The following is a 22,791-nucleotide window of genomic DNA, read 5'->3' as shown; positions in this document are numbered from 1 at the left end:
AAGCAAGGCAAAAGGCTGAAGTAAAGGAGCTGATAAAGTAGGGTGGGCAAATGGACATGATTGATGATGAAATTGCCAAGGGATCAGAATTTGCCCACCCGAGCCTACGGAATGCGATCGCCGGTTTGGGTAAAAGGAAGAGCGATCGGGCCGGGATAATGTCAGGGAAATGAGCGAAACTAAAGATAGTTCTAGTCCCCATACCCAATTGCAGATGACAACTATTAAAGAACAATTGCTGGTCGCGATCGAATCCGCACCAGAACCGATTTTGGCGCAAATTCTTGACTATCTCGAATACCTCAAAACCAGAGCAACCAGCCCTGACACTCTCTCTAGCCCAGTGCCAACTAAGAATGAGGACGGGAAACCCATTCTGCATGGCTCTAAAGCCAAAGACCTACTGAAATTTGCTGGAACCTGGCAGGGTGATGACTTTGAGGAATGTCTCCAGCTTGTAATCGACACCCGTTCCCAAGCTGAATTTTAATGTATTTACTCGACACCAACCACTGTAGTCGCATCATCTTTGGTGAACCTACCCTGATTCAGCAGCTACAACTACACAGTGAAGCGGATGTTGCCACCAGTGTCATCGTCCTTGGAGAACTTTTCTATATGGTAGCAAAATCTGAGCGAACAGCAGCTAATATGCAGCAAGTCAGAGCTTTTCTCAACATGATCGACCTTTACCCTATCACCCTTCCAATTGCTGAAATTTACGGCTCGATCAAAGGAAAGCTGATTACTGCTTTCGGTCCCAAAGATAAGACAAAGCGACGGAACTTCAACCCACAAACCCTTGGCTTTGGAGACAACGATCTCATCGATTGCTGCTACAGCAATTCATTACAACCTCACAGTTGTGTCTGCCGACAATGACTTTCAGCGCATTCAACAGGTAGAACCCTTTGCCTTAGAATCTTGGGTTTGAGGAACAGGGAACAGCAATGGTAGGGTGGGCAAATGGACATGATTGGTGATCAAATGGTCAAACTTTCATTATTTGCCCACCCTACCCCACTGAAGAACGTTTCATCGCAGTGGGAATAGGAAACTTAACCAATACAATGGTGCGTTACGGCTTAAACTATGGCAATATCATCTATTTTTATCAACCAAACAGCCCTTAGCACCCTACAAAATCTACCTGGAATATTGCTAAGCATTCTTCTGCTAACAAAATTCATGCAATCACCCAGCATTACTAACTCCTTAAACGCTTTTCTCCAACAACCTAATATAGAAGCATCTCCTGCTTGGGAATTCATCCATGGACACCCGAAGCAAAAGCCTATGCCAACATTGTTTCATTCCCGCCTCCAACGCAACCTCGTAAACGCCATCAACAATCAAACCCAAGCATACGAAGCTATTCAAGAACTCCGGTGCATCATTCCGCCCTTATCCCCTGTACCAGATATTGTCGTTGTTAAAAGCGATCGCCTCAGGGATCAAGATGGCCCGCTGGAAGGTTCACGCCTTCTGGTTAATTGAAATTCGCTCCCCTGACCAAAGCACATTAGACCTACAGAACAAAATTTTGCACTTTAGGTGCGCTTTCCGCATCTAATTATTAAATTCGCCACGGGTCGCACCTCTTGAGCAACGGGACTCAGCTGGCTTGGCTAATCGATATTCAGCGACAGCAAATCTGGGTTTGGGAAAACCAGGAACTACCACTGGTGTTTGCCGGAACTGACATACTCCCCACCCTTGACACTATCTCAGACTTTACAGTAGACGCAATAATTGGAATGACCCGACAGCGATAAGGTAAGTATTCTGCTATCAGGTATCAGCTATACCAAAGGGAACAGCGGATCTGGGAACAGGGAGTAGGGAGTAGGGAGTAGGGAGTAGCTCACAAGGGTAGGTTTTTTACATTTGGGTCCTGCCCCACCCCCAACCCCCGACCAGTCGGGGGCGGATCACAAGGAGAGGAAAAGGAAAACAACGAAGAAGCGATGCAGCTTCGGAACAGGGGGTTTCCCCCGGAGACGAAACCTGTTTATTGTGGAGCCTTTATAGTTAGCAGGTTATGCAGAAAAGGGTTAAATATTTGTTAATAGCGTGATTTGCGCGGTCTTGGGGGTTTCCCCCACTCGCTATTGCATCAAGACAAGGCTCCACTATCTTACGGTAACTTCAAACCACTCGCGCTTGGGATCAAGACAATGATGATTTTTAGCGATGCAGCTTTCTTATCCCCCACACCCCACACCCCACAACCCACACCCCACACCTGAGGTCTTTGTTAAAAACCTACCCCTGTGAGGTAGGGAGTAGGGAGTAGGGAAAAGGGAACAAAAATTATCACAATTCCTACACGGATTGGTATATCAGCTTTAGAACAGTGCGTACGCGTAGCGTGGCCTACGGCCAATCGCCGATCTTGTCGGGTGGGCAAATGGACATGATTTATGATGAAAAAGCCCACCCGAGCCTACGGAATGCGTTCGCGTAGCGTGGCCTACGGCCAATCGCACTAAGCTGTGGCTATAGCGTGGGAATTCCCGCCGAGCTAGTTAATTTGATATATTGCCCACCCAAAGCCTATCTTTGGGAACAGTAGTAGGGTGGGCAAATGGACATGATTGGTGATCAATTGGTATTACTAGGATAATTTGCCCACCCTACACTAGTAGCGTACGCACTGGTCGGGGTTAGGGGTGGGTCCCGATTCCCCATTCCCCATTCCCGATTCCCGATTCCCGATTCCCGATTCCCCATTCCCCATTAGCTATCTCCAAAGTAAAAAACCTACCCCTGAAAGCCCCGCGCCCCCCCTCCAAACTCTTCCCCTGTTCCCTGTTAAACACTTCTGATGACTTGGATTATTACACAGATACAAAAACTCTGGAATGCCATCTCTAAGGTGTTTACCGCCAAGCTATTTGAATTTGGTGACCAAGCCTTTTCTCTGAGCTTCTTAGGCAAATTCCTGTTTTTATGTATCATCGCTATTATTATCTCCCGTACCATCAAGACCCTGATTAAACATTGGTTACTGAGCCGTTTCAGGATGGATCGGGGTACTCGCGAAGCCCTCGCTTCTATTATCGGTTACATTCTAACCATCTTAGGGTTTTTAATTGTTCTGCAAACGTCGGGGATTAACCTAAGTTCTTTAGCAATCTTTGCTGGTGCTCTCGGTATTGGATTTGGAATTGGACTACAAGATCTAGCTAGCAATTTTATCAGTGGTCTGACTATCCTGCTAGATCAACCGATTAAAGTAGGAGATTATATAGAAATTGATAATCTTTCAGGAACTGTGGAAAAAATATCGATTCGCTCTACCGTAATTCGAACCATCCACAACGTTTGTGTGATTATTCCGAATAACAGTTTTGTCCAAAATAATGTCATTAACTGGAGCTACCAAGACCCTACAAGTCGTCTCCAAATTCCAATCAACTTTCCCGATGAAATGGAGCCCCTTGTGATCACAGAGGTGCTGTTAGCTGCTGCTCGCCAAGAACCTCGAGTTTTATCCTCTCCCTCTCCCCAGGTTTGGTTCAAGGGCTATGGAGAGGAAGGAATGGATTTTGAGCTTTTGGTTTGGATCAATCAACCAGCAGAGATCCAAGCAATTAAAAGTGCTTTGTATTATCTGATTGATACTGAAATGCGATCGCGCCACATCGAACCCGGCCACCCTGAGCGAAACTTGCGTATTCACAATCCAGAAGCCTTAGTGTCGCTGTTTCGACAATTACAAACCCCTGGGGTGACTAATGGCTCCTCCTCAATCCACAACCAATCCGCAACAGACAAACCCAAACCCGAGTCTGAATCCCCTAAAACCTGGATGCTGGCAGATCTATTGCGGCAAGTAAGTTATTTTGAAAACTGTAGCGATCTGGAACTGCGACATATCATAGAGGAGGGCTATCGGAAAACTCTCCCAGCTGACGAAACCATCTGTCGGGAAAACGATCCAGGGGACTCATTTTATATTATCCTATCTGGAACAGTGGAAGTGTTCGTGGAATCCATTGGAAAACGAGTCGCTACCCGTAAGTCTGGGGAGTTTATCGGGGAGATGTCTCTGCTGATGGGTACTCCCCGTACTGCTACTCTTCGTACCCTAGAAGAAACGATGCTGTTTGTGGTGGATCGAGACAATTTACAAAGTCTATTGGCTAAGCACGAAGAATTAGCTGACCGAATTTCTGAAGAATTATCCAAACGTCAAGAGACATTGGAACGCTTAGGAATAACCGTCAGTTCCACAGAGGAAGACGAAACTCCTTTCGCCGAGATTCGCAAACGTATTCAATCAATTTTTGGTATTTAAAAGCGATAGTTATCATGAATCAACGCCATCAGGATAATCAGTCTCTACCATACCCCTCAATTGATGATTCAGCTCAGCTTCCTAGCTCCTTTGTGGAAGCAGTCACTAGGGTGAAAACCTTTGCTCTGTTGGAAATGGAAAAAGAAACGGAGCGAAAACAGCTTTACTATCATACTTGTGACCATGTTAAGGGAGTGCAGCGTAGGGCTGATCGGATTTTCCAAGCCATCAGACCCTATTGGGAAGCCGGTCTGGACAATGATATAGCACCAGACTATCTGAGCAGAATGAAACAGTTAATCGATCTGTGCGCCATTGCTCACGATATGGTGCAAGAGTTTCTGCCTCAAATCCAATCCTATACCTCTAGACGGCGAGAAAGTGGTGTGAGCGAAGCCGCTACAATTACTAAGCTTTTGGATTACATCAAAAATCAGAATGAATGGATAAGTAAGCAAACTCCTAACCATCTGGCCTTGTTTACCGATTCAGATTTACAAATCATTACAGAAGCGATTAACGCTACCATTTGTTGGTATGATACTTCAGACAATACCATTTACCAACCTGACCTCTACTCTTCTGATAAAAACCTATCTCTGGTAGCTCGGATTATTGCTTTGGCTGATTTAGGCACTTTGGGCATGGAAGGAATTGAAGCATTTAACCAGGAAGGCAGTCTGCTATTTCTAGAAGAAAATCCTGATATTATTCCAAGAATTTTGAATCCCGATCTTCCCTATTATGAAACTATCGATAAACAAACGCTTTATGAAAATATTAGACAACGCCTGCTCAAAAGGACTCGCTTTCAAGTCAATTTTGCTAAGGGACGAATGGCGAGATTGGCTCGTGAACTTAAAGGGTTTACCGCCGAAGCAATTGCGGTTTTAACTCATGATGTTTTTACGTATTTGAATCCAGCCATAATTCAAGAAATTGAATTATTAACTCCTACCGCTAATGACAGCAAATTTGAGGAATTGATTGCGTTTTTCAAGCTTGATAAGTATGTGTAAATTAGGTTAATAAATTAGGTGATATCAGCTTAAAATCAAGAGCAAAAATGCCATCAATGATAGTGTGGCAGAATCACCTAAAAACTACTAAAAACTACTATCGATTAAACGTGATCAATAATAGATCAATAATCGGAAATATCTGTTCGGATACGCTCTAAGGAACTATTCATATCTTTCAATTGTTCTTGAATTGCTAATAACTGACCTTCAAGTCTGGAAACTTTGCTAAATTGATTCTGCTCCTTGAGCACCTTATCCAACTTTTTATCCTGATCCTGCTTGAATTCATTGACACTATCAGTGATATTGCTGGTGATAATCCCAACAAACAGATTGATAGTAATCATCGCCCCCAACATCACAAAGCTCACAAAAAAAAGGACACCAATCAGGGGTGAAGCTGAGGGATTTGTGCAAAGTTCTTCTATACCATCGTAACCGTAGCGTTCGCAGCCATACATCTGAATGTACATCAAATCTGTCCAACCTTCTAGGGTTACTACTTGAAATAGAGACAAGATAGATTTGGGTAACGAAGAAAAGTGAATCGGATCGTTGTCAGCAAATAAAAAGGTTCCGGCTACCCCATAAATATAGAACAAAATACAGAGAAGCAAAAAGACATAGCCCATGGAGGGTAGACTCTTGAGTAGAGCTCGGACGAGTATTTGTAAGCGAGGCAAAGCAGAGATTAGCCTAAATACTCTCAGCAGCCTAAGCATACGTAGCACTATAAAATATTGATTATCAATGGGCAATAGTAAAGCCACAACAATGAAAAAATCAAAGAGATTCCAAGCATTTTTAAAGTAGCCCCATGGATGACTACCTTCAGCCCCTATCTTAATAAAAATTTCAGCAATGAAAAACCCTAATATTATATGTTCGATAAAATTGACAATAGTGCCGTACTTTTCTGTAAATGATGGATAGGTTTCCAGACCTACTTTGAACTACCCCACCCGTCGCAGGGATGGGGATTCCCAGGCACACGCCTTACGGCTGTTATCTCCATGGGCGTGACTTCCCTTGGCCGTAGGCCACGCTACGCGAACGCACCGAAGGTAGCTGGGTGGGGTCAATTCCCAGTTTTTTGAGACCTCTATTCCTGATATTTACTCCGCCATTTATATCTGCATCATCGTGATACCCACATTCAGTGCAGACAAATTTTTCACCAGAGCGATTGTCTGCATTAGTGTGGTGACACTTTGGGCATTGCTGAGATGTATGTCTGGGATTGACTTTTATTACGGGTATGCCTGACTTTGCAGCCACGACCTCAACCTTTTTTACTAATTCACCCCAGGCAGCGTCAGAAATTACACGATTAAGACCTCTTTTGGCTGATTGTCCGTTGCGGACGTAACCACCATTTTCATTGGGCTTAGGCTTACAGCGAGATTTCATGCCTTTGATGTTGAGATCTTCAAACACCAGAGCATCTGCACTATCAACTAAATTTTTAGCTGTTTCCCAATGGTACGCAGATCGACTGTTGGCAATCCGCTCGTGTAACGAAGCCACTTTGTTAAATGACTTTTTGCGATTATTCGAGCCTTTTAATTTCCGACTTGCGGATCGCTGTCTTAACTTTAAACGTCTGGCTTGGCGCTTATATTTTTTGGTATTGGCTGGGTTTTGGATGGTTTTACCATCAGAAGTGCTAACAAGTTTTCTGATTCCCAAATCGCATCCTTTAACACGATTAGGTCTAATCTCATTAGCAGATTTTACTGGGAGCAGCGGAACTGATTTGTCCTCAATTTGAATACTGACAAACCAACCCCGTGACTTTCGGCGAACGGTAACAGATTTCATCGTAAAACCCTCTGGTATAGGACGGGAGTTATGAAATCGCATCCATCCTATACCTGGCAAATAGATTTTATTGCCATCTAGTTTTACTTGCCCTGGGGCATATTTGAAACTCCGGTACCGAGATCGCCTTTTAGGTTTTGGATATTGGGCTTCACCTTTGAAGAACTTTGAAAATGCGGTATCCAACTGTCTCAACATTTGTTGCAGAACAGTTGAATTAATTTTATTGTACCAAGGGCGTTCTTTTTTTAGGGTGGGGAGAGTCGAACTCTGAACTTCGTAGGTACTACGCCGAGGATTATTTTGACTCTTTTTCCAGGGATAACCGATTGAAGTTGATTTATTTACCGAACAAGTTAATGGACACGCTTCCCTATGAGTTTTTAGATCGCAGTAATCTCCCATCTTTGGAGACTTGACTTGCTCATAAGACTCAGTCCTGTCTCTGAGCAAGTAGTTGTACTGAGCCAAAAGCATGGCTAACCATTGGTTCATGACAACTTCTTGCTGAGAACTTGGAATCAATTTGTAAACGTATCCCAACTGCATGGCATCGACCTCTGTTTCCGTGCTATCTTGATTATAACTTATAGAAATACAAATAACAATTACTATGGGAAGAATTGGACGACAACCTATTCATGGTGAACCCAAGGTAGCGTACACTGTTAGAACTACAGAAGAAGCCTGGGACGGATTAAAGCAGCATGGGATCGAGGCAGGTCTAAGCTTGTCAGAATATTTGGAAGCTTTAGGAAAAACTGGCGTCATGCTTAAGTAAGTGTTTGAGGGGAAAATTCATCCCCAACCTAAGAGGATGGGGTATTCTTTTCCCCTCAAGCTCCCCGATTCGATAATGCTAGCTAAGATTATTACGCTCAAAACTGTATTCTGGAATATTTCAGAATTATAAATTTTTTGGAGTGCTACCTGCATAAAAAAAATTAGATAAACAATTACCGTCGGCAACTTGTGATATCATGTCCCGATGAATATTTATCATTCTGGGTGCTTAGTCATTGGTGATTAGTCATTAGTGCTTAGCAATCACTAATGACTAAACTATAGTACCAATATCCTTAGGCAAATATTACTATACTATATATCGCAGTTATCAATTCGGTGAGGTACAAAGTTCTGGGTTTTAGGGAGCAGGGAGCAGGGAGCAGGGAGCAGGGAGCAGGGAGCAGGGAGCAGGGAGCAGGGAGCAGGGAGCAGGGAGCAGGGAGCAGGGAGCAGGGAGCAGGGAGCAGGGAGCAGGGAACAGGGAACAGGGAACAGGGAACAGGGAACAGATAAAAAAAAATGTGTACCTCATAGCTATAAAAAAGGCTGTAGAGCAGTTATCAATTTAGCCCTACTCCCGACTCCCGACTCCCGACTCCCTACTCCCTACTCCCGACTCCCTACTCCCGACTCCCGACTCCCTACTCCCTACTCCCCTTAACCAAGATAGCTTACTTCTTGGTAAACCGCCAAACTCCATCCCAATCCTGTGGCACCCCTTGGGCCATCAATTGGTTAATTCGCTCCACATATAAGGCAGCGGTCTTATCCAAAGGATTCACCATTAACACGTGATTAAAATACTCTAAAGCCTTGTAAAATCCTTGAGTGCGATAACACTCTAAACCTTGTTCAAATTCCCGTTGCGTTTTTAACTTCAATTCCCTAACTGCCTCCGTCTCACCATCCAGCACTTCGTAGATGGCAAGGGGTTCATTTCTCCCTTTAACAATTGCTCGATCTAGAAACCGAATTTGATAGTGATTTCGATTGCTCAATTTCTCTAAGGTTTGCTCAGAAATTAAGAAAGAAACCCCATAAAACTTGGTCAAGCCTTCCAAACGAGCGGTTAAGTTAACATTATCAGAAAAAGCATCCCCCTGCATTCGGAATGTTTCTCCAACCATCCCCACCATCATGTGACCATAGTGGATGCCAATCCCTACTTGAATTGGTAAATAACCCTTGGCTTCGCGCTTTTGATTGTATTGGTGGACTTTTTTGAGCTTGGCAATTCCAGCACAGACAGCATCATCAGCGCCATCAGGGAAAATTGCCATCATGCCATCCCCTAGAAATTTGACAATAAAGCCATCGTGATTGCGAATTTCAGGACTGACACGCTTAAGATAGGCATTGACGAAGTCAAAGTTTTCCTTTGGTGTCATACTCTCAGAAATGGTAGTGAAGGAGCGAATATCACTGAACATTACCGCCATTTCTTTACTAACATGGTCTCCTAATTGGACATGAATCACATTTTCCTTGTGCAGAAAATTAAGATATTCAAATGGGAAAAACCGAGCAAAGGAATTTTTTAGGGTTTCCAGAGTTTCATTGGCTTGAGTCAATTCTTGCTCACGGGCTTTTACCGTTTGAACCATTTGCCGGAAAACTCGTGCTAGTCGTCCTAACTCGTCGCTCCGAGTCGCTACTTCCTCTAGATTTTCAGGCTCAAAGGTATCATTTTCCACAGCGGCGGCTGCTACTGTGACCTTTTCTACCTGTTTTATATACTTTGACTGGCGCAGATTTTCAGCTTTAAGCTGCTCTTCAGCTTCGGTCCGTTTCAGGAAGTTCAGATAGGCTTTGGAATGGTAACGAATGCGAGCAATTAGTTCTACCCGATCTGGCAGTTTGACTAAGTAATCATTTGCTCCAAATCCAAAGGCTTTCGCTTTAATTACTGGTTCTTCTTTACTGGAGAGTACAATCAAGGGAATAGGTCGAGTAGGCGAATCCTTAGAACGCAGAAAACGCACTAACAACAAGCCATCCATCTCCGGCATGACCAAGTCTTGTAGAATGACGGTTGGTTGGTACTCTTTAGCTACTTTTAAGGTTTCAGTTGGATCCTGACAATAGCGGAAGATAATATCCTTTTCCGGAGCTAACATGCGACGGATGGCTTCGCCGATCATGGGCTGATCATCGATAAGTAGGACTTTAATCGGCTCTTGATTCACCATTTTGATTTTAATGTCCTTGTCAAGCTTTGGCTATCAATTAGATCAGGTACAGCATAGATAAATAACCTAGGGTTAGCTAATTCGTTTAGCAGTTTATCAAATTTTGTTAAATACTCTGGGTAAACTGGGAAAACTATGTCATGCCAATTGTGATTAATAGTAAGCTATTGTTAAGAATTATTATAATATATCAGTGTTGTGCAATAATAGTGATATAGAAATTTAGCTATAGGAATTTAGCTAAGGCTTAAACGCGAATCCTTTGATTAGGGCAGGTGCGATCGCGTCTAGGGGCAAAATTTCCACCGCCGCCTTCAACTCTGCTGCTGCTTTCGGCATCCCATAAACCACGCAACTGCTTTTATCTTGGGCAATCGTATGCCAACCTTTAGAGCGCAACAGTTTTAGCCCTTCAGCTCCATCTCTACCCATGCCAGTTAACAAGACAGCCGTACCCTTGCGCTTCCAGTACTCGGCTACACTTTTGAAAAAAACATCCACCGAGGGGCGGAAGGGATAATTATTGGGTTTGCTGGTGTAGGTTAACCTCAAATTCGATGTTAAACACAGGTGGTCTTTGGTTCCAGCAATCAATACTTTCCCTACTTCCGGACGGCTACCGTCAGACGCTAGTTGGACTACCAAGGGTGTCTGATGATTCAACCAGTCCACTAAACCTGAAGCAAACTGCAGATCCACATGCTGGACAATCACAATTGCTGCACTGAAACTTGCTGGTATGTTGGAGAGAATCGTTGCTAGAGCCTTTGGTCCTCCAGTAGAAGCACCAATTGCGATTAACGGCGGAAGATGGAGTTGGGAATTTCGGGCTGGGGATTTTGAATTTCGGGTGGAAATTCCTATCAGTTTACCAATGGTAGCAATTTTAGTAAGTAGTTCTTGGGCAGCGTCTGGGTTACCGCGAGTGCCCAACACTGGCAAACTAACAGCATCTAAGGCTCCATATCCAAGGGCTTCAAATACTTTAGATGAATTCTGCTGGATGCTAGCGGTTACCACTAAAATCGCACAGGGATAATGTTTCATGATCTGGCGAGTTGCCTCAACCCCATCTATTACTGGCATGGTTAAATTCATCAAAATTAAGTCTGGGAGGTCTTTGGCACATTTGGTAATAGCTTCGGCACCATCACTAGCAACCCAAGCTACTTTATAGTCTGGAACCGCCATCAAGACACGCCGCAGGGTCTCTACTGCCATCATTGAATCATTAACAATTGCTATTTTCATGTCATAAAAATGCTGATTTTTTATAAGGGAGTAGGGAGTAGGGAGTAGGGAGTAGGGAGTAGGGAGTAGGGAGTAGGGAGTAGGGAGTAGGGAGTATAAAATTGAATGTACCTCATAAGTATGATTAAGGCTATAGTCAATTTTATTCATTGGTTAATTCCACCTTATTAATTAATAAGCTTGGATTCCAAGTTGACCATTTAAAATTAACAAACAAGCCATCCAAACTCACCAATGAATAATCCCTAATCCCCAATTAAGTCAATCACCGCATTCAACAACGAATCATCATGAAAACTACTCTTGGTTAGATAATAATCTGCGCCAGCTTCTAAACCTTGAATACGGTCTTGTTCCCGGTCTTTATAGGAAATAATAATTACAGGGATTGATTTTAATTTATCATGGCTTTTAATATGGCTGACTAGCTCAATGCCGTTCATGCGGGGCATATCAATATCACTGATCACTAAATCATAAGGGTTGGTGCGAACAGCGTTCCAACCATCCATGCCATTAACAGCTACTTCCACCTCATAACCTTGGTTTTCCAGTAACTTACGTTCCATTTGCCGCACGGTAATGGAATCATCAACTACTAGGATTCGTTTCGGCTGTTGGATATCAGTATCATCAGGATCACCACTGACTTGGTTCAACTGGCGGTTATTGAGTAGATTATCAATGGAGCGCACTAAATCTGACACATCCAAAATTAGAATTGGGGAACCATCTCCCATCAAAGCAGCAGCATTGATATCCTGAACTTTGCCCAGCCTCGGATCTAATGGTCGAACCACCAAATCTCGTTCACCTAAAAATTTATCAACTACTAATCCAAAACGGTTCGATTGGTCACTGATGATCACGACTGGTAGGGTTTCAGATTTGATATAAGAGTCATCTAACTCCAACACTTGGTGGGCAGCTACCAGTCCAATGTTTTCATCATTAAGGGTAAAATATTGCCGGTTTTCTACTACAGAAATTTCATTTCTATCTACCATGACAATTTTGTCAATTCGTGCTAGCGGAAACGCATAAGGTTCACCATATATATCCACTAATAGGGTACGAATAACTGATAGAGTCAGAGGCAATTGGAAGTGGAAACTGGTTCCTTGCCCTAGCTTAGAGGTAGCTCGCAGGGTGCCACCTACCTCTTGTGCCATACTCTTGGCAATATCTAAACCAACGCCACGACCAGAAATTTCGGTTACCTGCTTAGCGGTAGAAAATCCCGGCAAAAATAGAAACTCCATCAGCTCATGTTCGGCTAGCTGGCTTGCCATCTCTGAGGTGATCATTTTTTTGCGGACAATTTTTTCCCGCAATTTCTCTGGATCTATGCCTTTGCCATCGTCAGCAACAGTAATCGATAACATCCCACCACGATGAACGGCTTCCAGTCGCACTGTGCCTTGGGCTGGTTTCCCCATTGCTACACGCTCTTGGGGAGGTTCAATACCATGGTCTACAGAGTTACGCAAAATATGAGTCAGTGGTGCTTCTAGTTTCTGTAAAATATCTCGATCTACTGCCGTAGATTTGCCGTTAATTTCTAATTTAACTTTTTTATTCAGCTTTCTTGCTATATCCCGAATCATCCGAGGAAAACTCTGTACCCCATCAGCAAAAGGACGCATGTGAGACGCAATCACTTCTCGGTAAAGACGATCCGAAAGATTAGCAGTGCGACGAGCATACAGTTCTAGTTCACTCATGCGATCGCCCAAAATGTCCCGACATTCCTGTTCCTTTTGTCGAGCAACTTTCAGATATTGCTCCCCCACTTGATTGACCTGGGATATTGCTAAAGAATTCTGTAATTTTTCCAGGATCTTTGATAATTCCATTTGGTGTTTCTTGAGAGTCATCAAAGAATCAGCAAACGGTTGTAGCCAATTCGCCTCCACTAGGGATTCACCGGCTAAACCCATTAAGCTATTTAAGTTTTCAGCACTGACTCGCACAACTCTCTCTTTAGCTTCCGACTTTTTGGCAGTATCCAAAGCCATCAATGGTTGCTTGGTTAAATCATTCCCTGGGGTAGATGAGGATTGATTGTCTTTGGCAGCCACTTCAGGTTGAGGGTTGTGGCTCACAGCCTGCTTCAAGGGTTGACTTTCAATCTCTATCGTGCTATGGTCAGACTCCTGACTAGGTACTTGAGGGAGAGAATCGGTTTGAGCCTGGTGAGTTACTACCTGATCACGATTTTGCTGATTAACCGTTTGCTGATCAACAGTTTGATCTTGAGTCTGTATGGCTGTATTCGTACTATCGAGAGTGGAAACTTCGGAACGACCATCTATAGCGCTTAGTTTTTCCGAGTTCTGTGACCCCGAGGTACTAGGGGCAGCAGATGGAGATGGCTGTTGTGGGGAGGAGGGTGCAGATTCTGGTGCGAGAATTTTAGCGATCGCAATACTCTGACCTTCAATGGCTTGCCCATGTTCGGACAACCATTGGTCTAAATTCACTTCATCAACTTGGCTGATTTGTTGGAGGAAATCGACACCTTGCAGCAGGACATCAATGTGATCTGCCTTGAGGGTAATGGTTTTATTAATAGCTGCCACAAAGCAATCTTCCATGGTATGAGCAATGTTAACGGCAGCATCAATTTGGACAATTCGGGCAGCACCTTTAATGGAATGGGCTGCACGCATTAGGGATTCCAGTTCTTGGCTGGAGGAAGGATTACTTTCCAGAGCCAATAACTTGTCATTTAATATCGTTGCTTGGCTTTCCACCTCCATGCGGAATAAATCCAACATGGAGAAATTGCTCATATCTTGTCCGCTGTCTGTCATAGGATTTTAGAGTTTAGAGTTTCGATTTATGATATTTTGTAACCATTCAGCTATCAGCTATCAGCGGTCAGCCGTGAGCTTTTAGCTCACGCGTGCGCGTTCAGCTTATTTTATTCAAAACCTGTTCGCACCAGTAGCGTGGCCACAGACCTTTGGCTGATAGCTGATAGCTGATTACTGATAGCTAATAGCTAATAGCTGATAGCACTTTACCCCCATCCCATCGGGTTAAGTAATCTTCCGATTGAGGGTGTAAAACAATAACTCATCGTCCAAGTAATTAACCTTTTTATCCTGCCAGTTAATTATCCATTTTGTATAAGTATATGTAGCTTTATAAATAACCGCTGGTGCATCGATTAATTCATTAGTATGAAACCGTTGAACACTAAAAATTTCATCAACGGGAAAGACCCATCGGTTGCTCTCAATTTCCACAACCACCATCCGTTGATACATCACACTACTAACATTGGTTTTGGATTTTCGAGTTAGGGGCTGTTGGATTTTCGATTGCTCGGAACCTGAGTTAGCCGGATTATCTTCCAAACCCAGGAGATTGCTGAGGGAAACACACATCAGGATTTCCCCACGAATGTTCACGATTCCCAGTAAGATCTCGTTGCTGCGGTGGGGGATGGTATGGATAACACAAGGCTGGGTTACTTCTTTGAATAACTTTGCAGACAATGCCAACCATTCTACTCCTAGCCTAAAGATAATTACGGATATGGTTTCCCCTAGTTGTGTCAGAGTACTTTCACCTTGTGGCACAGATTGGGAAACCAGTAAGTTAGTCCATTCATTAATGTAACCTGGAGGCGGTTCACGTTCAAGCAAGCCGCGCCCTGCTAAAGAGTAAACCGGACAGTTGCGGCAATGAATAAAGGTTTTTAGTTCTGGGCAGGAGCGATCGCCTGTCACTCCGATTTGGTTCCAACAATCGTTAAAAATTGGTTGATTACTTGTCTGACCTTCCATTACTTTATGAGTTTATTAAACGTAAAGAATAAACCTAGTTATGATATACCAAAGGGAACAGGGAACAGCGGAACAGGGAACAGCGGAACAGGGAACAGCGGAACAGGGAACAAAAATTATCACAATTACTACACGGATTGGTATAGGTATTTAACTAGTCAATATTTTTAGGATTATGTTAATTATTATTAACATATATTTTTATTAATTCAACGCCATTTTTTAAGTTTTTTTTTACTAAAACATATTATTTATAATAATATATTTGCAATTCCGATTTCATCCTTCATCCTTCATCCTTAATAATTTATTAGCTAGGTAATTTAAACTTTACAATATCACTCTGGAAGCCTTGTGCTGTAGTCTCCAATTGTTCCAAAGCAGTATTCGTATCCTTTAGGGAGTATACAGTTTGTTGGGATGCAGCACTCAGTTGAGCCATCGCTTCGCTAATTTGCTGTGCTCCTAGGGATTGCTCTTCCATGCTTTGACTGACCACTTCAAACTGTGGTGTGAGGCTTTGTACCTCCTGGATCACCTGGGCAATTTGCTCACTGATATTACCGACATTTTCGACGCTATTCCCCACGTCTTTGCTAAATTTATCCATTTTCATAACTCCAGTAGACACAGCAGATTGCATTTGGTTAATCATCTGTTCAATTTCTAAGGTGGCTACTGCCGTCTGATCCGCCAGCCGACGAATTTCCCGAGCAACAACCGCAAATCCAGCCCCATACTCTCCTGCTTTCTCCGCTTCAATAGCAGCGTTAAGGGATAGTAAATTGGTCTGATCTGCTACCTTAGTAATGGTGGTTACCACGCTATTAATATTATTAGCTTTTTCACTCATCACCCCCAATTGTTGGGAAATAGATCTGGTAGCTTCTATCAACAGACGCATACTTTTCTCCATGTGCTCTAAGTCTTTTTGACTCTGGCTAGCCCCGTCAGCAGTACGGTGAGCCAGCTGAGCAACTTGATCCATAGTTTTAACTAATTCCTCAGAAGTCGCTGCAATGGTTTGCGCAGTTGCTGTCACTTGGTTAGTCGAGGCTAATTGTTCAGTTACTGTTGCTTCTAATTGCTTGCCAGAGGCAGCCATCTGTTTGGTTGAGCTAGTAATTTGGAAGCCAGACTCCTGCACTTTAGACATAAGTGAACTAAGGTTTATGGTCATGAATTTGAGGGTTTTGAGTAACTGCCCAATCTCATCATCAGAGGTGAACTCTACTTTGGATGTGAGATTACCAGCGGAAATCTCTTCGGCTATGGCGACTGCTTTGTTTAAAGAGTTGACAATATCACGGATGATAACTATCCCTAGAATTACAGCTGTAACAATGCTGAGCATACAGACAGTTAAGACAATATTAATAAGGGTTTGACTGTTTCGATGTAGAGTCTGCATCTCTTGCATATGGTCTCTCATATGCTCATAATTAATGTGATCCTGTTCAGTCATCTCAGCGATGTCGGCTGATAACTTTGAAAGTCCGATCCAATTGATGGCAACACTCACCAGCACGATACAGCCACAGAAGCTTAGCAAGCCTATAAGTTTCGTTTTAATCTTCATCGTGGTTAGGGATTAGGAATTAAGTATTAATATAATAATTATAATGCCGACATAAATTATTCGGATTTTATTGGTTAAATTCTGTGCATTTATAGCGGTTTGCGACTTTATTAAGTACATATAGCAAGTCTTATACCCATGAGGTACAAATCTCTGGTTTTTAGGGAGCAGGGAGCAGGGAGCAGGGAGCAGGGAGCAGGGAAGAATGAAGAGGGAAGAGGGAAGAGGGAAGAGGGAAGAGGGAAAAAATAATGTGTACCTCATAGCTATGAGAAACGCTAGAGTTATGGTTTTTTAGGGAACAGGGAACAGCGGATCTGGGAACAGCGGATCTGGGAACAGCGGATCTGGGAACAGCGGATCTGGGAATAGGGAATAGATTAGTTGGCATCCAACCTAAGTTATTTATTATAAGAAGTGGACTTTATCTTTTTTGCCCCATTTTCATAATTAACTTATCTGCATGCAAATCGCTAGATATTGCAATAATAAATAAAATGGCTATTCTATTATGTTCAGATAATCAGTTATCAAAAAAACATAGCTTCCTTCTCTTAGGTAATCTCCATTATCATCCCCTGTTCCCTGGGGAGCAGGTCAAAGTTGCTGAAACATTAGTACTATTTTCCAGTAGAGCAAGCTTAAACCCATGAGGGGGCTATAGATAATGTACAAATATTCATCCAGGACTAGCTCCCCCTATTACCTATTACCTATTACCTTCCCCTCCTGGGAGGGGTTAGGGGTGGGTTCCTATTACCTATTACCTATTACCTTAGTACAAATGTTCTGCATAAGTGACATGCTCCCAGATCCGCTGTTTCCTGTTCCCTGTTCCCTATTACCTATTACCTATTACCTAATATTTATAAGTGTTCAAGCGAACATGATATTACTGGTAGACTTTAAAAACTGAAATTTCTGATTTTAATCCTTGGGCAGCATCATCCAATCGTTCCAAAGCACTATTGGTATGCCGTAGGGAGTCAGAAGTGTCCTGGGAGGATTCACTTAAGTGTTCTATGGCTACTCTGATTTGGTGTGCGCTTTCAGCTTGCTCCTCCATCCGTTGACTCACCAGCTCAAAGCCAGGGGTAATTGTCTTCACTTGCAGGATCACTTGAGCGATTTGCTCACTGATCTTGCCCACATCGTCTACACTAGTACTAACTTGTTGGTTAAACTTATCCATTGCCATTACCCCAGTGGCTACAGCGGATTGCATTTCTTTGACCATGGTCTCAATTTCCAAGGTAGCCACTGCAGTCTGGTCAGCCAGCCGACGAATTTCCCGAGCAACAACGCCAAACCCAGCCCCATACTCTCCCGCTTTCTCAGCTTCAATGGCAGCGTTGAGAGATAATAAATTGGTCTGATCCGCTACTTTGGTAATCGTGCTGATAACACTATTGATAGTATCAGCTTTGTTATGAATTACCCCTAGTTTAGTGGTAATGGCAACAGTGGCTTCAGTTAATTCACCCATGGTGGTTTCCATGCGCCGGATGTTGGCGCTTGCGTTGTCAGCGGCAACAGCCGTATGTTCTGAGACACTAGCGACCTCTTTCATGGTACTGACCAATTCCGATGAGGTTGCTGCAATCTGTTGGGTTGTGGCCATAACCTGGTTAGTGGATACTACCTGTTTGGTGATGGTTGCCTGTAGTTGTTGACCTGCAGCAGCAATTTGGGTGGTTGAGGCGGTAATCTGGATACCAGACTGCTGGACTTTACCAATTAAAGAACTCAAATTTTGGGTCATGGTGCCGATGGATGCCAGTAAATCCCCGATCTCATCCTCATTTTTAGCAGGGATTTCCACTTGGGGGGTCAAATCCCCATTAGAGACTTGTTTGGCATAGTTTGAAAGTTGGGTAAGCTGTTGAGACATTTTGTTCACCAGTAAGTAAGCCACGGCAATGCTGGCTAGAAAAATCAAGGATACGATGTAGATCTGAGTTAGAATTGCCGTGCGAAGTTGAGCATGAATAATTTCTCGATCCATTCCCACATGGACATATCCAGCTACCCCAGCTAGAATCGGTGCAGATATATCGGTGAAGCTCCCCATCCCCTGAATTGCTAGATCCTTGAATTCTATCTGTTCGCTCACAGACTCGGTAGGTCGGTATCTCCCCAAGCCCATCTTCCTGACTTCTTTAGGGATGGTGGGAACAAAGGTATGGGCAACGATCTCCCCATTTTCAGCCACAATAAAGGCATAAGCAACCCCCTTAATCTCAATAAACTGGTCTATGGCTGCCTGAAGGGTTGAGGCATCTCTGTATAGGAGTAGATCGAGGCTAGACTTAGCTAGACTTTTTGCGATCGCAGTCCCTTTGCTTTTATACTCACTAGTCAGGTTTGTGTGTAGAGTCCAGCCAGATAAGGTGGATGTGCTCACTATAACGAACCCAAACAGAATTATTTCTCCAATCAGGGTTTTTTGAAATAGCTTTGACATCTTCATTTCATGGTTTTTAATACATCTTCATTTTTCCCACCTTTCCCAGCTGTCTAGCGGTACAAATTGACTTTGCTCAACAGTAGTGTAATAGACATTATTGAGTCCCTGATTTCTAAAAGCACTAAATGACACTGGCGCATTAATCCCTAAGTCAAGCTTCTTGACCTTCTCAACCGCCTGTCTGAGCCGAGCCTTGTCAACCTTATCCCCCATCATTTGTAAAATCGCCACTAGGAGTTTGGCATTCAGAAACCCTTCCAGACTCACAAAGCTATACCTGAGGGGTTTGTATCCTACCGAGCTTAAATCCCTCGGAGGCATCGGGTTATATTGATCCATCAATGCTCGATACTCACTTATAGCAGGTAAGGAGGTGTCATTATAACTCGGTACCACTTGCGAATTAATCAGATTTGTAGTATAATCTATACCAGTTTTAACACCAGTTTCTAGCAACAAATTCAGCAAACTCTCGCTCCCCACAAACGAGATATTAGCAATCGGCACATTCCAGCCAGCATCCCTAGCATCTCGAATAAATCCTGCACAAGCCCCATAGGAGCCAATGGAAATCACAGCGTCGGGATTGGCAGCTCTGAGAATATTTACCTGACGTTTTAGGCTCTCGGAATAGGAGGTTCCTCGACGATAGGTGGCTTCCCCAACGATAGTCAGACCATACTTAGCCAACGCTCTCCTAACACCATCCCATCCACTTCTACCATAGGCATCAATCTGATAAAATACCGCAATTCGTCGTCTATTAATTTTGACAAAGTTATCAACTAATCCTTCGGTTTCCTGACGGTAGGAAGCTCTTAGATTAAAAGCAAATTGCTCGTAAGGCGCTTCTCTTTGGGGTTGAGCCCCTGTAAAGGGAAAGAAGAGATAGGTTTGTCTGTCACTATAGTTTTTGAGCAGTGGCAGTACTCTAGTCACCGTGGGAGTGCCGACATAATCAAAGAGTAGAAATACATCATCATTTTCAATCAACTTAATGGTGTTTTGAATCGCCCTAGTGGGATTGTATCCATCATCATAGGCCTGAATCACTATTTGTTTGCCATTGATACCCCCTTGGCGATTGATATATTCTATATAAGCCATTGAACCTCTATAAAGTTCAATGCCCAGACTCCTAGATGCTCCTGTAAATGCAGCAGACATTCCCAACACAATATCAGGCTCTTGGGTCTTCCCTGATAACCCGGATACCAAAACAAGCAATAGAGAGAAAAATAGAGATAAAACAATTAGACCCAGAAGCTTCAACTGATCGTAAATTTGCTTGCTTAACATATAGCGGTTTGCGTGTAGGTTAAGTTATGATACATAATCCTGACTACTAACTACTGACTACTGACTACTTGTTCTTATTGTAATTAGCACGGGTGGCAAACCGCTATATCCGATTGTCCTATGCGATCGCTATTCTTAAACTATCAGCTATCAGCTTGAGCATTGGGAACAGCGGATCATCGGAACAGCGGATCATCGGAATATGGCATCAAAAATTATCACAATTCCTACACGGATTGCTATTTAGCGCGTCTTTAGGGTTGTCCAGGAGTACTCATGTCCTCGCCTCCAGAACCTTTTCCCTAAGTTTTCCGTGATTAAAAAGCTGAAAGCTGACGGCTTACTTCTAAACTTGGAACACCGAAACTTCTGTTTGTAATCCTTGGGCAGTATTATCCAATCGTTCCAGAGCATTATTCGTATCTCTTAGAGAATCAGCCGTTTGTTGTGATGCTTCGCTTAATTGAACCATCGCCTCGCTGATTTTTTGAGCACTTTTGGATTGGTTTTCCACACGTTTATTTACCATCTCAAACTGGGGGGTCAGGCTCTGAACTTGCTCAATCACTTTAGCAATTTGTTCACTAATCTTGCCGACATTTTCCACACTATTGCTGACATCTTTGCTAAATTTATCCATTTCCATCACCCCAGTTGACACCGCCGCTTGCATCTCTTTTACCATGGTCTCAATTTCTAGGGTAGCTACTGCCGTTTGGTCTGCCAGCCGCCGAATTTCCCGAGCCACAACCGCAAAACCAGCCCCATACTCTCCCGCTTTCTCCGCTTCAATGGCAGCGTTGAGGGATAGTAAATTAGTCTGATCGGCTACTTTAGTAATAGTGGTGACAACGCTATTGATATTATTGGCTTTTTGATTCATCACCCCCAGTTTCGCAGAAATAGAACTAGTAGCATTGGCCAAGTGACGCATGGTAGTTTCCATACGCATCAGGTCTTGTTGACCATGGCTAGCGCTATCAGCAGTAATTTGAGACAGCTTAGCGACTTGCTCCATAGTTTGAACTAATTGCCCAGAGGTATTGGCAATTTCTTGAGCTGTGGTTGTCACCTCGTTGGTGGAGGCTAATTGTTCGGTCATGGTTGCTTCTAATTGCTTACCAGAGGCAGCAATTTGGGTGGTGGAGCTAGTCATTTGGATACCAGACTGCTGCACCTTATAGATCAATGAATTCAGGTTTTCAGTCATGGTCTGCAAGGCACCAAGTACTTGTCCAATCTCATCTTGATCTTTAGAGACTTCAATTGCCTGGGTTAAATCCCCAGCAGACAGCCTTTCGGTTGCTCCTAGCAATCTAGTGATCTTGCTTCGTAGCGGCAAAGTAACCCATATACCCATAAGGATAGTCAGTATTATCGATAATGTAGTCCCAACCAAAACCACATTCATTAGCCAGCGCTGTTGTTCCTGGAATTGTCTGACCCCTTCCGTCATGAGAGCTTCTGCCCGTTTGATCATCTGCACCCTGTTCTTATCAACATTTTCAGCATTAATTGACTTAACTAAAGCAGTCGCTTCGGTAATCTTGCCTGAATCTACGAGTCGGAAAACCTGTTGAGATAGTTGATGTAATTTCTCCCCTTCTGCAATGTAATTCTCCAAAAGTTGTCGTTGTATAGTGTCTTGAGTTTGCGCCTTAAGCGCTGAACTATATTGACGAAAATTTTCATAGCCCTCTTGATAGGATTGCTTATAACGTCCCTCTGCAGGAGAAATAAAATAGGCTCGGACACTGCGCACCATTTTGGTAAGCCCATGAGCGATCAGGTTGACTTCTATTGGACAGCCTCTCTGTCCTAGGATTGAAGAAGTGGTCGCAATTTGAGATTCAAATTCAAACGTTCTCATCGCGCTTGAATAGACAATTGACCCTAATCCAATCAGACAAATAATGGGGATTGAAGCTCCTAAGAAAATTCTGTGATTAATTTTTGTGAACATTTCGAAACAGTCTGGAATTTATACTGGTTGACTTGGGACTGGTAAAACCCAAATTAGTCTATAGAGTTTCTCATACCTATGAGGTACAGTATTGATTGGCGCTGATTGCCTTTAAGACCTTCTTGCCTTGGTGCCCTCTGCCTACCCCCTGCAAGGATAAGCAATATCGCTCAAACGTCGCTGAGAATTACTATAGTCCCTTTCTGGAAATTAGATGGATTATATCATGTCCCATTAATTGTCAATAGTAAAATTAGATCAAGTCCGATTAATCACTTCCAAAACCCAATAGTCCCAGTCTTTTTGGGTTACAG

General features: G+C 43.2%; 23 protein-coding genes. 9 read left to right on the top strand and 14 right to left on the bottom strand.

Features of this window, described 5'->3' with window-relative positions; translation table 11 throughout:
- The first annotated feature begins 50 nt into the window (after window positions 1–50).
- The 5 genes from BJP34_RS48890 to BJP34_RS47465 all read left to right on the top strand — a co-directional run bounded on the left by BJP34_RS48890 (window position 51) and on the right by BJP34_RS47465 (window position 1,775).
- Window positions 51–173, top strand: a complete 123-nt coding sequence (locus tag BJP34_RS48890; RefSeq protein ID WP_267876571.1) for a hypothetical protein — start codon at window positions 51–53, stop codon at window positions 171–173.
- Window positions 170–490, top strand: coding sequence for a hypothetical protein (locus BJP34_RS14615; RefSeq protein ID WP_229424366.1), 321 nt, complete (start codon window positions 170–172; stop codon window positions 488–490). Before BJP34_RS48890 ends, BJP34_RS14615 begins: the two co-directional genes overlap by 4 nt.
- The gene (locus tag BJP34_RS14610) at window positions 490–882 is read left to right on the top strand and encodes a type II toxin-antitoxin system VapC family toxin (protein ID WP_070392976.1); all 393 of its coding nucleotides are present in this window, start codon (window positions 490–492) and stop codon (window positions 880–882) included. Before BJP34_RS14615 ends, BJP34_RS14610 begins: the two co-directional genes overlap by 1 nt.
- A gap of 210 nt (window positions 883–1,092) precedes the next feature.
- Window positions 1,093–1,497, top strand: coding sequence for a Uma2 family endonuclease (locus BJP34_RS47470; protein ID WP_229424365.1), 405 nt, complete (start codon window positions 1,093–1,095; stop codon window positions 1,495–1,497).
- 104 nt (window positions 1,498–1,601) lie between these two features.
- Entirely contained in the window at window positions 1,602–1,775 is a 174-nt protein-coding gene (locus BJP34_RS47465) for a hypothetical protein (RefSeq protein WP_008186273.1), read from the top strand.
- A gap of 482 nt (window positions 1,776–2,257) precedes the next feature.
- On the opposite strand, the gene BJP34_RS43315 is transcribed toward BJP34_RS47465, so the two are convergent.
- The gene (locus tag BJP34_RS43315; protein ID WP_158517216.1) at window positions 2,258–2,410 is read right to left on the bottom strand and encodes a hypothetical protein; all 153 of its coding nucleotides are present in this window, start codon (window positions 2,408–2,410) and stop codon (window positions 2,258–2,260) included.
- A gap of 262 nt (window positions 2,411–2,672) precedes the next feature.
- Between BJP34_RS43315 and BJP34_RS39835 the strand changes: the two genes are divergently transcribed.
- Genes BJP34_RS39835 through BJP34_RS14595 form a run of 3 tightly spaced genes read left to right on the top strand, consistent with a single transcriptional unit; the run spans window position 2,673 to window position 5,322 of the window.
- Window positions 2,673–2,828 (top strand): hypothetical protein, encoded by a 156-nt coding sequence (locus BJP34_RS39835; protein ID WP_193431326.1) that lies wholly within the window; start codon window positions 2,673–2,675, stop codon window positions 2,826–2,828.
- Entirely contained in the window at window positions 2,828–4,303 is a 1,476-nt protein-coding gene (locus BJP34_RS14600; RefSeq protein WP_070392975.1) for a mechanosensitive ion channel domain-containing protein, read from the top strand. The genes BJP34_RS39835 and BJP34_RS14600 overlap by 1 nt, the downstream gene beginning before the upstream one ends.
- Before the next feature lie 14 nt (window positions 4,304–4,317).
- On the top strand, window positions 4,318–5,322 hold the full coding sequence (locus tag BJP34_RS14595) for a hypothetical protein (RefSeq protein WP_070392974.1): 1,005 nt from the start codon (window positions 4,318–4,320) through the stop codon (window positions 5,320–5,322).
- Between the two features lie 125 nt (window positions 5,323–5,447).
- Here the strand turns inward: BJP34_RS14595 and BJP34_RS14590 are convergent, their stop codons facing one another.
- Window positions 5,448–6,266, bottom strand: coding sequence for an ion transporter (locus tag BJP34_RS14590; RefSeq protein WP_083305175.1), 819 nt, complete (start codon window positions 6,264–6,266; stop codon window positions 5,448–5,450).
- A 64-nt stretch (window positions 6,267–6,330) separates the two neighbouring features.
- Window positions 6,331–7,695: an RNA-guided endonuclease InsQ/TnpB family protein gene (locus BJP34_RS14585; protein WP_070392973.1), complete on the bottom strand. Its 1,365-nt coding sequence runs from the start codon at window positions 7,693–7,695 to the stop codon at window positions 6,331–6,333.
- Between the two features lie 64 nt (window positions 7,696–7,759).
- Between BJP34_RS14585 and BJP34_RS45600 the strand changes: the two genes are divergently transcribed.
- The gene (locus tag BJP34_RS45600) at window positions 7,760–7,927 is read left to right on the top strand and encodes a hypothetical protein (RefSeq protein WP_168166510.1); all 168 of its coding nucleotides are present in this window, start codon (window positions 7,760–7,762) and stop codon (window positions 7,925–7,927) included.
- A gap of 363 nt (window positions 7,928–8,290) precedes the next feature.
- Here the strand turns inward: BJP34_RS45600 and BJP34_RS45595 are convergent, their stop codons facing one another.
- From BJP34_RS45595 to BJP34_RS14545, 11 genes are all read right to left on the bottom strand, one after another.
- The gene (locus BJP34_RS45595) at window positions 8,291–8,464 is read right to left on the bottom strand and encodes a hypothetical protein (protein WP_168166470.1); all 174 of its coding nucleotides are present in this window, start codon (window positions 8,462–8,464) and stop codon (window positions 8,291–8,293) included.
- Window positions 8,465–8,603: 139 nt separating this feature from the next.
- The gene (locus BJP34_RS50030; protein ID WP_083305174.1) at window positions 8,604–10,121 is read right to left on the bottom strand and encodes an adenylate/guanylate cyclase domain-containing protein; all 1,518 of its coding nucleotides are present in this window, start codon (window positions 10,119–10,121) and stop codon (window positions 8,604–8,606) included.
- A gap of 240 nt (window positions 10,122–10,361) precedes the next feature.
- Window positions 10,362–11,372, bottom strand: a complete 1,011-nt coding sequence (locus BJP34_RS14575; protein ID WP_070396672.1) for a chemotaxis response regulator protein-glutamate methylesterase — start codon at window positions 11,370–11,372, stop codon at window positions 10,362–10,364.
- Window positions 11,373–11,617: 245 nt separating this feature from the next.
- Window positions 11,618–14,188, bottom strand: coding sequence for a hybrid sensor histidine kinase/response regulator (locus BJP34_RS14570; protein ID WP_070392972.1), 2,571 nt, complete (start codon window positions 14,186–14,188; stop codon window positions 11,618–11,620).
- A gap of 228 nt (window positions 14,189–14,416) precedes the next feature.
- The gene (locus tag BJP34_RS14565) at window positions 14,417–15,169 is read right to left on the bottom strand and encodes a chemotaxis protein CheW (RefSeq protein WP_070392971.1); all 753 of its coding nucleotides are present in this window, start codon (window positions 15,167–15,169) and stop codon (window positions 14,417–14,419) included.
- A 310-nt stretch (window positions 15,170–15,479) separates the two neighbouring features.
- On the bottom strand, window positions 15,480–16,748 hold the full coding sequence (locus BJP34_RS14560) for a methyl-accepting chemotaxis protein (RefSeq protein WP_070392970.1): 1,269 nt from the start codon (window positions 16,746–16,748) through the stop codon (window positions 15,480–15,482).
- 12 nt (window positions 16,749–16,760) lie between these two features.
- Complete coding sequence (locus BJP34_RS39830) at window positions 16,761–17,012, bottom strand: hypothetical protein (protein ID WP_149030986.1); 252 nt, start codon at window positions 17,010–17,012, stop codon at window positions 16,761–16,763.
- Entirely contained in the window at window positions 16,909–17,139 is a 231-nt protein-coding gene (locus tag BJP34_RS39825) for a hypothetical protein (protein WP_149030985.1), read from the bottom strand. The genes BJP34_RS39830 and BJP34_RS39825 overlap by 104 nt, the downstream gene beginning before the upstream one ends.
- 501 nt (window positions 17,140–17,640) lie before the next feature.
- On the bottom strand, window positions 17,641–19,212 hold the full coding sequence (locus BJP34_RS14555; RefSeq protein WP_229424364.1) for a methyl-accepting chemotaxis protein: 1,572 nt from the start codon (window positions 19,210–19,212) through the stop codon (window positions 17,641–17,643).
- Between the two features lie 27 nt (window positions 19,213–19,239).
- The gene (locus BJP34_RS14550; protein WP_149030984.1) at window positions 19,240–20,514 is read right to left on the bottom strand and encodes an ABC transporter substrate-binding protein; all 1,275 of its coding nucleotides are present in this window, start codon (window positions 20,512–20,514) and stop codon (window positions 19,240–19,242) included.
- 346 nt (window positions 20,515–20,860) lie between these two features.
- The gene (locus BJP34_RS14545) at window positions 20,861–22,477 is read right to left on the bottom strand and encodes a methyl-accepting chemotaxis protein (protein WP_070392969.1); all 1,617 of its coding nucleotides are present in this window, start codon (window positions 22,475–22,477) and stop codon (window positions 20,861–20,863) included.
- Between the last annotated feature and the right edge of the window lie 314 nt (window positions 22,478–22,791).

Origin of the sequence: Moorena producens PAL-8-15-08-1 (assembly GCF_001767235.1) — a bacterium.
Classification (GTDB): domain Bacteria; phylum Cyanobacteriota; class Cyanobacteriia; order Cyanobacteriales; family Coleofasciculaceae; genus Moorena; species Moorena producens_A.
Note: the sequence above shows the minus strand (reverse complement) of the source record. Positions and strands in the feature narration are given on the sequence as shown.

Excerpts from the sequence above, each read along its gene's own strand:
- BJP34_RS14565 (WP_070392971.1), bottom strand. The coding sequence starts at position 15,169 with ATGGAAGGTCAGACAAGTAATCAACCAATTTTTAACGATTGTTGGAAC.
- BJP34_RS45595 (WP_168166470.1), bottom strand. The coding sequence starts at position 8,464 with ATGAGGTACACATTTTTTTTTATCTGTTCCCTGTTCCCTGTTCCCTGT.
- BJP34_RS14610 (WP_070392976.1), top strand. The coding sequence starts at position 490 with ATGTATTTACTCGACACCAACCACTGTAGTCGCATCATCTTTGGTGAA.
- BJP34_RS39830 (WP_149030986.1), bottom strand. The coding sequence starts at position 17,012 with ATGAGGTACACATTATTTTTTCCCTCTTCCCTCTTCCCTCTTCCCTCT.
- BJP34_RS14595 (WP_070392974.1), top strand. The coding sequence starts at position 4,318 with ATGAATCAACGCCATCAGGATAATCAGTCTCTACCATACCCCTCAATT.
- BJP34_RS14550 (WP_149030984.1), bottom strand. The coding sequence starts at position 20,514 with ATGTTAAGCAAGCAAATTTACGATCAGTTGAAGCTTCTGGGTCTAATT.
- BJP34_RS39825 (WP_149030985.1), bottom strand. The coding sequence starts at position 17,139 with ATGCCAACTAATCTATTCCCTATTCCCAGATCCGCTGTTCCCAGATCC.
- BJP34_RS14570 (WP_070392972.1), bottom strand. The coding sequence starts at position 14,188 with ATGACAGACAGCGGACAAGATATGAGCAATTTCTCCATGTTGGATTTA.
- BJP34_RS14615 (WP_229424366.1), top strand. The coding sequence starts at position 170 with ATGAGCGAAACTAAAGATAGTTCTAGTCCCCATACCCAATTGCAGATG.
- BJP34_RS50030 (WP_083305174.1), bottom strand. The coding sequence starts at position 10,121 with ATGGTGAATCAAGAGCCGATTAAAGTCCTACTTATCGATGATCAGCCC.
- BJP34_RS14555 (WP_229424364.1), bottom strand. The coding sequence starts at position 19,212 with ATGTCAAAGCTATTTCAAAAAACCCTGATTGGAGAAATAATTCTGTTT.
- BJP34_RS48890 (WP_267876571.1), top strand. The coding sequence starts at position 51 with ATGGACATGATTGATGATGAAATTGCCAAGGGATCAGAATTTGCCCAC.
- BJP34_RS14585 (WP_070392973.1), bottom strand. The coding sequence starts at position 7,695 with ATGCAGTTGGGATACGTTTACAAATTGATTCCAAGTTCTCAGCAAGAA.
- BJP34_RS14600 (WP_070392975.1), top strand. The coding sequence starts at position 2,828 with ATGACTTGGATTATTACACAGATACAAAAACTCTGGAATGCCATCTCT.
- BJP34_RS14575 (WP_070396672.1), bottom strand. The coding sequence starts at position 11,372 with ATGAAAATAGCAATTGTTAATGATTCAATGATGGCAGTAGAGACCCTG.
- BJP34_RS14560 (WP_070392970.1), bottom strand. The coding sequence starts at position 16,748 with ATGAAGATTAAAACGAAACTTATAGGCTTGCTAAGCTTCTGTGGCTGT.
- BJP34_RS47470 (WP_229424365.1), top strand. The coding sequence starts at position 1,093 with ATGGCAATATCATCTATTTTTATCAACCAAACAGCCCTTAGCACCCTA.
- BJP34_RS14545 (WP_070392969.1), bottom strand. The coding sequence starts at position 22,477 with ATGTTCACAAAAATTAATCACAGAATTTTCTTAGGAGCTTCAATCCCC.
- BJP34_RS45600 (WP_168166510.1), top strand. The coding sequence starts at position 7,760 with ATGGGAAGAATTGGACGACAACCTATTCATGGTGAACCCAAGGTAGCG.